The sequence below is a fragment of the Metabacillus sp. 22489 genome (assembly GCF_052044855.1).
Lineage (GTDB): Bacteria > Bacillota > Bacilli > Bacillales > Bacillaceae > Metabacillus > Metabacillus niabensis.
Genome location: NZ_JBQENT010000008.1, coordinates 138,377 through 149,811, shown reverse-complemented (window position 1 = coordinate 149,811; position 11,435 = coordinate 138,377). Strand labels below are relative to the sequence as shown.

Below are 11,435 nucleotides of genomic sequence, written 5' to 3'. Positions count from 1 at the left end.
TGGTATAACAATATACGATCAAAAGAAAAATTGACTGGACTAAGTCCGGTTGAATACCGAATTCAATCCAGCCAATCAGCTGCATAATAAAAACTCTAACTTTTAGGGGTAAGCTCCCTCAGATGCTCTTTTTCATACCACATTCTCTACATTCTCTCAAAAAAACAAAATCCTTAACAGAGCTTTTAAATAATGTATTCCCGCAATTATCACATCGCCCACTTATTTCATCCGGGAATTCTTTAAAATCGTAAACAATAGACGTATCTATTCCTTTTGTTTCACGCTTTTGCTTATTCTCTTCCATCTTAACAATCACCTATTGCTTTTTTTATTTATATCATATCATATGTTTTTGAAGTGAATGAAAATAATTTTATATAAAAAAACAAGGGGGGTCCCCCTTGCATTATTGGTTTTGGTTACCGTTAAATGGGCGTCTTATTGTGTCTCCAATATCATTCATTAACTCAGTGATATCGGCATCTATTGTTTTTCGGTCGCCACCGTTATTCATGTTGTTACTGATGTTACGAACTCGTGTAATCGTTGCTTCATCTGTAACAACTTGAATATTTCTCCCTTTAGCCATGTTTATTACCTTTTTCGTAATTTCATCCTTCATTGCTCTATTATTGTTATCATTCGTATCGACCGCAACAATAATATTGTCATCTGTAACTAACACATTGGCATTTTCAACATTATCCATTTTCTCAACAGCATTGCTTACTTTATCTGACAATTGACGGTCACCACGGTTATAATAATCCTCATCGTTTAAATGACCGTGGTAATTTGCATCTGAACGGCTATATCGATTGTCTCTTACTAATCCATTATCCTCGTTTCCGAGAGGTGCTATACGGTTAGTTGTATCATTATCATTGTTGCGATCATTTACTCGACGAAAGTAGCCACCTTGCTGATTTGCATTACCATTTCCTCGTTGATCTCTGTTCATTCCATCCATCATTTCCGTGACAGGACCTTCATTATCTACATTGGTATTTTCATTTGAATAGTATCCAATTGGCTGAGCATTTCCATTGTTACCGTTGTTATTCGTGTCCATTGCATCATTATTGCCGTTACAAGCTGATAAACCTGTTGTTAATAAAGCAATAGCTGTAAGAGAAGTAAACTTTTTCGGCATATTCAATCGAATTTCCCCCCTACTTGGTACTTTCAAAAAGAGCAAACATCTTTGCTCATTTCCTAGCTTTTACTTTCAGGAGGAAATTAAGTCTGTTATATATCGGTAAGTACTAAAGAAACAGGTAATTTTTAATGTTAGACAGTATCTAAAGAATAATTTCAGGTTTCCAATAAGACACCTTGATGCTTAAGCTTGTATTGAGCACACATTTCCGGCAGACTATGCTCCTTCTCGATTTGAACAATCTTTTTTATCGTTTCTTTAAATAAAAATAACAAAAAAGTAGAGATGTACGACCACCTCTACTTAAAGTCATTAATTTAATCCTCTTCTTCTTCATCCCTTTGATCCATAGTCGGCATATTGAACATTTGTTGGCTTGGTGCCATTTGCCCGGCGAATTGTCCGTATGGCTGTTGACCATATGGATAGTAGCCCTGTGGAGCCATAATCGGTTGTTGAACAGGGTATCCTCCATATGGCTGTTGCATAGGCATCGGATACGCCTGTTGGTATGGATATGCTTGATAAGGAGTTGGATATCCTCCACCACAACCACAATCATCCTGTTGAGGAGCATATGCTGGAGCAACAGCTTGTGGATAGTGTGGTTGATTTGGTAAGTATGCTTGATCATCATCATCTTCATCTACTTCATCATAGCCACTCCAAACCGGATTTTGGTGAAGTCCACTTCCTGGCAATACTGGTGAGACCGGAACTCCCGCATAAGGGTTTACATGAAAACCAGGGTCAAACTGAACAGGTGAAACAGCCTGTGGAAATGGCTGATTTGGTGCATTTTCCTCATCAAATACCGGACTTACTGCTGTTGGATAAGGTAGATTTGGAAATGGATGATGTCCATGATGCATAGGGACATGTGGGAAATATCCCGGTGGACATAGACCACTTCCAGGTAATACTGGTGACACAGGTACCATATGTTGTGGTGCCAAATACTGTGGCTGGTGCATCATTGGTGCTGAATATGCAGGACTTTGCATATAAGGCATGTTCGGTACATTTGGCATATTCGGTACATTCGGCATATTGGCCATATTTTCTGAATCCTCCTCTTGATGTTCTGGTGATACGTTAGATGGTGCTTCATTAGCAGAAACGTTTTCCTTTTCATCAACATCTTTTATGTCTGGGAATACATTCTCTGGTTTTGGTGGTAGTTGTGGTTTTGCCATCTGCGGCATCATCGCCATATTCACCGTATAATAATTATTCACATCAAGACCACTATATACCGGATGTTGAACATTAGGTACAGGCGGTATATAAGGCTTTGATGGTTTCTCTGTTTCTGGTTCCTTTGCAACAATATCTTCTTCAACAACAGATTCTTTAGGTTTTTCTTTTGCAAACGGATGATCTGCAATTGGCATTTCTTTCTTCTGGCCAGCTAGCGGTGCTTCTTTTTTAATTGCAATATTCCCCGAAGGTACTTTAATCTTCATACCTGGCATTATTAAATCAGGATTACTTAATTGAGTATTCATACTTTTTAATTGTTCAAAGTCAACCCCATATTTATTTGCAATTTTCCAAAGAGTATCGCCCTTTTGTACAATATGAATTTTCAATGCTTTCCCTCCTAAGCATAAAAAAGTATAAGACCAATAACCAAAATAATAGGCGCTATTAGAGTGCAATGATAAAGCAAACACGAGATTTGTGTAATTCTATATAAATTAATTTGTCATGATACTTCATCACAATTTATGTGTGCTTTGGCAAATTTATGAATGAATTTAACTAGATGTAAATAGAAACCTTAAAATTAGCACCTTCTCTATTCTTATGTGCCAAGTATTAAAATTATTAAAGCATCATCAAATGCATATTTTTAATAAGATTAAGGATTATAGTAATGGCGATGAATAAAAAAAGGCTTACCGAAAATGGTAGCCTTCATTTTACTTTGAATAATTTATACGTTTTCTAACATTCGATTTAATGCTAAGACCGCTTCCTTTGTTATGACCTCAGATACAATAATTTGATTTAATAATTCACCTTTTTCTAAGCCTTCTAATGTCCATAATAGATGTGGTAAATCAATTCTGTTCATCGTTAAACATGGACACATATATGGATTGAGAGAAACAATTTTTTTGTCTTGATTATTCTGAATTAATCTATTAACAAGATTCATTTCCGTTCCGATTGCCCATTTGGTACCTGACTCTGCCGCTTCAATCATATCAATAATATATTTTGTTGAACCCGCAAAGTCTGAATGAGCAACTACTTCTCGACTGCATTCGGGATGGACAATAATGTTCATGTCAGGCTCAGTTTTTCTAATCTGCTCAATATTCGCGACAGTAAAATTTTCATGAACTGAGCAATGTCCCTTCCAAAGGATAACAATGATATCCTCAATATTTCCCTCATATTCTAATTCATTTTTAATTGGGTTCCAAATTGCCATTTGATGCAAAGGAACTCCTAAGTCAAATGCTGTATTTCTTCCTAAATGCTGATCAGGTAAAAAGAGAATTCTTTGCTTTTGTGTAAATGCCCATTCCAGCATTTTTCTTGCATTTGAGGAAGTTACAGTTGCACCACCATTTCTTCCAACAAATGCTTTAATAGCTGCTGTTGAATTAACATATGTTAAAGGAAGAATTGTATTTCCAAATAAATGTGTAAGCTTTTCCCACGCACGATCAGTTTGCGTGATGTCAGCCATATCTGCCATTGAACATCCAGCACGCATATCTGGTAAAAGTACCTTTTGTTCATCTGAAGTTAGCATATCTGCTGTTTCAGCCATAAAATGAACTCCGCAGAACACAATATACTCTGCATCTTTATTTTGTGCAGCTGCCTGTGCAAGCTGAAGACTATCTCCCGTTACATCTGCAAATTGTACAACTTCATCTTTTTGATAATGATGTCCTGGAATATATAATTTTGATCCAAATTTATTTTTTATTTCTCTTACACGCTGCTCCATTTCTTCTCGACTTTTTGTCTTATAAGAATCAGGCATCATTTCCCTTTTTTCATAGTCAAGCAAATCCATTAATTCCATGATTCTGTACCCCCTATTTTACATTTAAACTTAAATCTAAAGATTTATATGAGTGTGTTAAAAAACCTAGTGAAATGTAATCAACCTTTGTATTTCGGTACTCAGCTAAATTATGAAGACTGATTCCTCCTGAAGCTTCTGTAATAATGTGCTCTGGGGTGATTTTTGCAAACTTCTCGACCTCTTCTGGCTTCCGGTTATCAAACATGATGACATCAGCTCCAGCCTCTATTGCCTCATAAAGCTCGGCTTCTGTTTCAATTTCTACCTCTATCTTAATCATATGACCCGTTTTTTCTTTCACTTGTCTTACAGCCTTTTCAATCGAACCAGAAAAAGCAATATGATTATCTTTGATCATAACTCCATCATAAAGACCAAATCGATGGTTGAAGCCTCCCCCACAACGAACTGCATATTTCTCAAACATTCTTAATCCTGGTGAAGTTTTCCTTGTATCACATATTCTTGTATGATCGGAATTAAGTGTTTTTACCGCTTGACTTGTTAATGTAGCAATTCCACTCATCCGTTGCAGGAGATTTAAAATTACTCTTTCACCACTGAGAATAGCTGCTATAGGACCTGAAATTTTTGCGATAATATCACCATGTTTAACAACCTCACCATCATGCTTTATAAGCTCTATTTTCATCTCATCCGAAAATAATGAATATCCTGTATGAATGACATCAACGCCTGATAAAATACCATTTTCTTTTGCAATAATAACAGCCTCCCCTTTACTGTCATTTCCAAAAATCATTTGACTGGAAATATCTATTTCTCCTAAGTCTTCTAAGAAGAAATCTTCCATTTTCTTTTTTAATTTTATTAAATTCATCTTTTAAACCCCCACAACCATTTCTTGTTTTGTTCGAATAATCTGCTTTTTTCTCCACGTATTGTCATCTGCTACCGGAAAGTCCAAGCGATAGTGACCTCCTCTGCTTTCAGTACGCATGCTTGCAGAAGTCGCAATAAGCCAGCCAACAGTTAGTAAGTTGATAATTTCGATTTCCTCTTTTGTGAAATTCTTCACATTATTGTTTTGAAAAAAGCGTTCATACCTCATAAACCAATTGATTACATAGTTTAATTCTGCTTGAGTTCGCTGAATCCCAACATACTTATTCATCATTTCTTGAATTTGCTTTTTCGTCGGTAAGGAGATTTTCAATGTTTCACAACACTCTTCTTGAATATTAGGAAAAACTTTCTTCTCATTAACAACAGGCTTTGAGTTGATATGATCCGCTACTCTTTTAGCAAAAACAAGTCCTTCTAATAATGAATTACTCGCAAGGCGATTGGCTCCATGAACACCTGTACATGCCGCTTCGCCAATAGCAAATAAATTGTTGATGGATGTTTCTCCCTTGTCATTAGTCCGAATTCCTCCCATCAGAAAATGCATTCCTGGAGCTACCGGAATTTTTCCCTTTTTAAGGTCAATCCCGTTTCTAACACATATTTCTGATATTGTCGGAAAACGTGTTTGGAAATTTTTGATACACGAAATATCAAGAAACACATTGTTTCCTTTTTTCATTTCATCAAATATTGCACGTGCCACTATATCTCTTGGAGCTAAATCCTTTTGATCGTGTTTATGCTCCATAAATGCTTCACCATTTTGATTAACAAGGATTGCTCCTTCTCCTCTAACTGCCTCAGATATAAGACCTACACATCGACCATTAACGTGAAGCATAGTTGGATGGAACTGAATAAATTCCATATCGGCTATTTCAGCACCTGCTCTATAAGCCATTGCAATCCCATCACCCGTAATCACCTCAGCATTTGATGTGTTACCATAAACTGCACCACAGCCACCACTCGCAATAATCGTTTTACTTGAAATATATTGAGTTATCTCACCTTTTTCATTTTTTGTATAAACACCACAACAAATGCCATCCTTTATTATTAAATCTGTTGCCATTTCATTTTCGACAATAGTAACAGACGCTTTCACCGCTTGATAGAGAAATGATGTTACTTTTCGACCAGTTGCATCACCTCCTGCATGTAAAATACGATGCTGGCTATGTGCCCCTTCTTTTCCAAGAAGAAATTGACCATTTTCGTCAGTATCAAATGTTATACCTTTTTGACACCAGTCTTTTATTTCTTTCGGTCCATCTTTAACGAGGAACTCGACATTTTTTTCGTCATTATGAAAACAACCAGCAATTAATGTATCGCGATAATGATTTTCCCAAGAATCATTTTTTTGAGTAACTGCTGCTATCCCTCCTTGAGCAAGCATTGAATTGCTATCAGCCCATAATGATTTTGTAATGATCACGACTTTTCTATTTTTTAAATGATAAGCTGCAGATAAGGCTGCTATACCACTTCCAATAATAACGATATCTGATTGAGGCATTTTACACCCTCCTGTGAATTAACAGCTGTCTTGACACCTATATTTACATATAATTAAAATAATGACAAGAGTTTTTTATCTTAAGGTAAAAAGATTGTAAGAATAATAGAGGTGAAAACATTGATTTATCTAGACTATGCGGCAACAACACCTATAAGTGATCAAGCATTAACGATTTATGGAAAGGCAGCTAAATCAGCCTTTGGAAATAGCAATAGCTTACATGATATCGGGGGAACATCAAGTCAACTTCTAGAATCATCTAGAAGAGTGATTGCAAAGCTTATCAATGGAGATGAAAAAGGATTATTTTTTACAGGTAGTGGGAGTGAGGCTAATATCCTAACCATTCAATCTCTTCTAAATGGACTTAATGATTCGAAAAAACATTTGATTACTTCGCAAATTGAACATTCTTCTCTATACCATCTTTTTAAAAAACTAGAAAGGGAAGGATATAAAGTTACTTACTTAATACCAAATAAACAAGGTCATATTGAGATAAATCAGGTTGAAAAAGCATTAAGAGATGATACTGGTTTAGTATCAATTCAACATGGAAACTCTGAAATAGGCGTCGTTCAAAATATTAAAAAAATAGGAGAGCTTTTAAAACAAAAGAACATTGTTTTCCATAGTGATTGTGTGCAAACCTTTGGGAAACTTCCGATTGATGTTGAAGAGTTTGGACTAGACGCAATTTCAATTTCAAGTCACAAAATCTATGGACCTAAAGGAATCGGTGCGGCTTATATCAAACCATCGACCTTCTGGAATCCCGTAATACCAGGAACTACGCATGAGTCTGGATTCCGTCCTGGTACAGTCGACGTTCCAGCAGTAGCTGCTTTTGCCACTGCATCAATGGAGATATGTGGAAAAATAGCCGAAAATATGAATCATTATGAACAATTAAGAAGAATTTTTATTGATTCCTTTTCCCCTCATCAGAAGTTGATTACCATTATAAATGATTCGCAACATTGTATCCTACCAAATATAATCCCTTTACAAATAAAAGGAATAGAAGGACAATATGTGATGTTAGAATGCAATCGTTATGGCTATGCTGTATCAACAGGAAGTGCCTGTCAGGTTGGAATGCAAGAACCATCTCGAACACTCTTGAGTATTGGTTATACTAAACAAATTGCCAAACAGTATATTAGAATATCCTTAGGGACTCAAACTACACATGAACAAATAGAAAATTTTGCTAAAGTCCTCATCAATGTAGTAAAGGATTATTATAAATAAACTTACTTTTCATTTTCGAAATAATTTCATGCTACAACTTAGCATATCTTTTACACCAATATATCGAAGGGGAGATTACTCAATGCATAATGAGAAAATACTAGGGGAAGAGCGGCGTAATCTATTATTACAGCTACTTATGAAGGCTGATAAGCCAATTACTGGAGGTGAGCTAGCTAGCAAAGCAAATGTTAGTAGACAAGTTATTGTACAGGATATTTCCTTATTGAAAGCAAAAAACTACCCAATCATTGCTACAAGTCAAGGATATGTTTTTCTAAACCATCAACAAAATCAACCTAATATTTTTGAGAGAATTATCGCTTGTAAACATAGTCCTGAACAAACGAAACAGGAACTAACGATTCTCGTTGACCATGGTGTATTTGTTAAAGATGTCATTGTTGAACATCAAGTATATGGAGATTTAACTGCATCTATTAGAGTTGGAAATCGAAATGAAGTAAATGAATTTATTAATAAAATAAATAAATCAAAAGCAGCTTATTTATCTCAATTAACTGGAGGAATTCATTTGCATACTATACAGGCAGATTCACCTGATAAGCTTGATCGCGCCTGTGAACAGCTTTCCGATGAAGGTTTTATCGTCCATGACTAAGAAAACGATGCTTAATAAAATACAGAAGGTAAATTGAATCAAAAAAACAGGTGGGCTAATATGTCCACCTGTTTTCTTACTGACGAATTATAAATGCAAGTACATTTACTTTCTCCGCAATAATAAACTAGTGTTAGCTTTCTTGCATTGTACTCTGTTTGATCGAATATGCTTCATAGGATCCGAGCAATTTTACTCCACAGCCTAATGCTTCAAGCTCAGCTATTGCACCAGGAATTAAAATCTCATCAACTAGCATATCTATATCAATAATGAAGAAATAATTGCCTAGCCCTGTTTTCATTGGTCTTGATTCAATTTTTGATAAGTTTAGCTTTCGCCAAGTAAAAGCAGAAAGCACTTGGTGTAGGGCACCTGATTGATCCGAAGGCAAAGTAACCATTAGCGTTGTTTTTTCCTTATCCGATAATAGTGTTTGACTTCGATAGTCAAACTTCTTTGATGGGTGCAAAATAGCAAAGCGAGTATGGTTATAAGTATAATCATGTATATTTGCTCTTACAATTTCTAGCCCGTACTCCTTTGCCGCCATTTCATTAGCTATAGCTGCAACAGGTTCATCAGGATGCTTGCTAACATATTGTGCAGCAGCACCAGTTGATGTAGCATAATCATACGTTATTCCTTTAAATTTTTTATGCAAAAATTTATGACATTGAGCAATTGCATGAGAATGGGAGTAAATTCTTGTCGTGTTTTCCCATTCATCCCTTCTTTTAGGATGAACCATAAAATGCTGCTCAATAGGAGAAACGATTTCACCTACTATGTATAAAGGTCGTTCATGGATTAAATAATCAAAAGTTAAATTTACTGATCCTTCAAGTGCATTTTCAGTAGGGACAACAGCAAGATCAATTTCACCATCTGCTACTGCATCAATACATTGTGGGATCGTTGTCATTGGTACCTGCTCAACATCATTACCAAAATAAGCTTCAACAGCTAAATGAGTAAATGTCGCGCGAGGACCTAAGAAACCTACTCTTATTGCCAAAATAGCTTCATCTCCTTATGCACCTTGACCTAATATTTCAACCTTTTCAACAAACTCTAGGCTACGAAACCTTGCCATTAAACGGTTAATATCCTCATTCATTCCATTTGTATTAAGAGAGAGTGTTACATTCGCACGACCTTGAATCGGGATTGTTTGATGGATTGTTAAAACGTTACAGCCTGCTGTAGCAACGACAGATAATAATTCTGAAAGTGTTCCACTCCGATCTTCTAAATGAAAGAAAAGTGTAATTAATTTTTCTTTTACCATTGTGTGGAAAGGAAAAACCGCATCACGATACTTATAAAATGCACTCCGGCTCATATCTACTCTTTGTACTGCTTCCGCAACGGAATCGACTTTACCTCTTTCAATCAGCTTTTTAACTTCTAATGTTTTTTTCATCGCTTCAGGCAAAATATCTTCACGAACTAAAAAAAACGTATCATTCTTCATAAACTCCCTCCCATCTATTTTTCTCAATGTAGATAATTTATCACAATATTAATTAAATTTCTTCATTTTTCTATATTTATTTGGTTGTTTTCGTAAACTTATTGCTTTTAGCTTTTTGATAGCTATATAAAAAGAGAGCTTAAAATAAGCTCTCGATCAGTATCGTTACAAAACGATTCAAATATTTATTCAACAAACTCAAATTCATAGTCAAGCAATTTCACTATATCTCCGTCTTTAGCGCCTCTTTCGCGTAAGGCTTCATCTACACCTAGACCACGAAGTTGACGTGCAAACCGTCTAACAGATTCCTCACGGGAGAAATCGGTCATTTTGAATAGCTTTTCAATCTTCTCTCCTGATAGGATGTAAGATCCATCACTGTCACGTGATATAGCAAAGTTCGGTTCTTCCTTTTTAAATTCATAAACAACTCGGTGCTCAGCTGGCTCCTCCTCAAATAGTGGAAACTCAGGAGTACGTTCAATCGTATCAGCAATTTCAAATAGCAATTCGCGAACACCTTCACGAGTAATCGCAGAAATCGGAAATATTTTACTATCATCCTTTAATTTGCTTTTAAAAAGTGCAAGATTCTCTTCAGCTTCAGGCATGTCCATTTTATTCGCTACAATAATTTGCGGTCTTTCAGTTAACCGTAGATTATATTCCTTTAACTCAGCATTAATCGTTACATAATCCTCATAAGGATCTCTTCCTTCTAATCCAGACATGTCAATTACATGAACAATAACTCGAGTTCTTTCAATATGTCTTAAAAATTGATGGCCTAACCCGACTCCTTCATGTGCACCTTCTATTAACCCAGGAAGGTCTGCCATAACAAAACTGCGACCATCTTCTGTTTCAACCATTCCTAAATTAGGGACTAATGTTGTGAAATGATATTCAGCTATTTTAGGTTTTGCAGAGGACACTACAGATAATAACGTTGATTTACCTACACTAGGAAACCCAACTAAACCAACATCAGCCAAAACCTTTAGTTCAAGAATAACGTTTCTCTCGATTCCTGGTTCACCATTTTCTGAAAGCTCTGGTGCTGGATTTGCCGGTGTTGCAAATCTCGTGTTTCCACGACCACCTCTTCCACCTTTAGCAATAACTGCTCTTTGCCCATGTTCAGTCAAATCAGCAATAATTTGCCCAGTTTCCTCGTCCGTTACCACTGTTCCAGGTGGCACCTTTACGACCATTGGCTGTGCATTTCTACCATGCTGATTTTTCGACATCCCATGCTCACCACGAGGTGCTTTAAAATGACGTTTATAACGGAAATCCATTAACGTTCTTAACCCCTCTTCAACCTCAAATACAACGTCAGCTCCATTTCCGCCATCGCCACCTGCTGGTCCACCTTTTGGAACATATTTTTCACGACGGAATGCAACCATACCGTTACCTCCATCGCCACCTTTAACATAAATCTTGACCTGATCGACAAACATTTGT

11 protein-coding genes and 1 pseudogene are annotated in these 11,435 nt (G+C 36.2%); 3 read left to right on the top strand and 9 right to left on the bottom strand.

Annotated elements, in window-relative coordinates; genetic code table 11:
* A partial coding sequence (locus tag ACTJJ9_RS07395; RefSeq protein ID WP_440768581.1) for an IS3 family transposase occupies positions 1-87 on the top strand: 87 nt, incomplete at its 5' end.
* 31 nt (positions 88-118) lie between these two features.
* Here ACTJJ9_RS07395 and ACTJJ9_RS07390 read toward each other — a convergent pair.
* The 6 genes and pseudogenes from ACTJJ9_RS07390 to nadB form a co-directional block, all read right to left on the bottom strand.
* Positions 119-307 carry a hypothetical protein gene (locus ACTJJ9_RS07390; RefSeq protein ID WP_095302408.1) on the bottom strand — a complete coding sequence of 63 codons (189 nt, stop codon included), beginning with the start codon at positions 305-307 and terminating at the stop codon, positions 119-121.
* 102 nt (positions 308-409) lie between these two features.
* Entirely contained in the window at positions 410-1,156 is a 747-nt protein-coding gene (locus ACTJJ9_RS07385; RefSeq protein ID WP_255451898.1) for a YhcN/YlaJ family sporulation lipoprotein, read from the bottom strand.
* 1,447 nt (positions 1,157-2,603) lie between these two features.
* Positions 2,604-2,754 (bottom strand): annotated as a pseudogene (safA, locus tag ACTJJ9_RS07380) (SafA/ExsA family spore coat assembly protein); the annotation flags it as partial.
* Between the two features lie 347 nt (positions 2,755-3,101).
* Positions 3,102-4,211, bottom strand: coding sequence for a quinolinate synthase NadA (gene nadA, locus ACTJJ9_RS07375; RefSeq protein ID WP_440768580.1), 1,110 nt, complete (start codon positions 4,209-4,211; stop codon positions 3,102-3,104).
* Between the two features lie 13 nt (positions 4,212-4,224).
* Positions 4,225-5,055: a carboxylating nicotinate-nucleotide diphosphorylase gene (nadC, locus tag ACTJJ9_RS07370; RefSeq protein WP_095302406.1), complete on the bottom strand. Its 831-nt coding sequence runs from the start codon at positions 5,053-5,055 to the stop codon at positions 4,225-4,227.
* 3 nt (positions 5,056-5,058) lie between these two features.
* Entirely contained in the window at positions 5,059-6,606 is a 1,548-nt protein-coding gene (gene nadB / locus ACTJJ9_RS07365) for an L-aspartate oxidase (protein ID WP_145582152.1), read from the bottom strand.
* Positions 6,607-6,726: 120 nt separating this feature from the next.
* On the opposite strand from nadB, the gene ACTJJ9_RS07360 reads away from it, so the two are divergent.
* Positions 6,727-7,863 (top strand): IscS subfamily cysteine desulfurase, encoded by a 1,137-nt coding sequence (locus ACTJJ9_RS07360; protein ID WP_095302404.1) that lies wholly within the window; start codon positions 6,727-6,729, stop codon positions 7,861-7,863.
* A gap of 82 nt (positions 7,864-7,945) precedes the next feature.
* Complete coding sequence (locus ACTJJ9_RS07355) at positions 7,946-8,485, top strand: transcription repressor NadR (protein ID WP_095302403.1); 540 nt, start codon at positions 7,946-7,948, stop codon at positions 8,483-8,485.
* 133 nt (positions 8,486-8,618) lie between these two features.
* Here the strand turns inward: ACTJJ9_RS07355 and pheA are convergent, their stop codons facing one another.
* The 3 genes from pheA to obgE form a co-directional block, all read right to left on the bottom strand.
* Positions 8,619-9,497, bottom strand: a complete 879-nt coding sequence (gene pheA / locus ACTJJ9_RS07350; RefSeq protein ID WP_095302409.1) for a prephenate dehydratase — start codon at positions 9,495-9,497, stop codon at positions 8,619-8,621.
* A gap of 21 nt (positions 9,498-9,518) precedes the next feature.
* The gene (locus ACTJJ9_RS07345) at positions 9,519-9,962 is read right to left on the bottom strand and encodes an ACT domain-containing protein (protein WP_095302402.1); all 444 of its coding nucleotides are present in this window, start codon (positions 9,960-9,962) and stop codon (positions 9,519-9,521) included.
* Between the two features lie 185 nt (positions 9,963-10,147).
* Complete coding sequence (gene obgE / locus ACTJJ9_RS07340; RefSeq protein WP_145582153.1) at positions 10,148-11,431, bottom strand: GTPase ObgE; 1,284 nt, start codon at positions 11,429-11,431, stop codon at positions 10,148-10,150.
* Between the last annotated feature and the right edge of the window lie 4 nt (positions 11,432-11,435).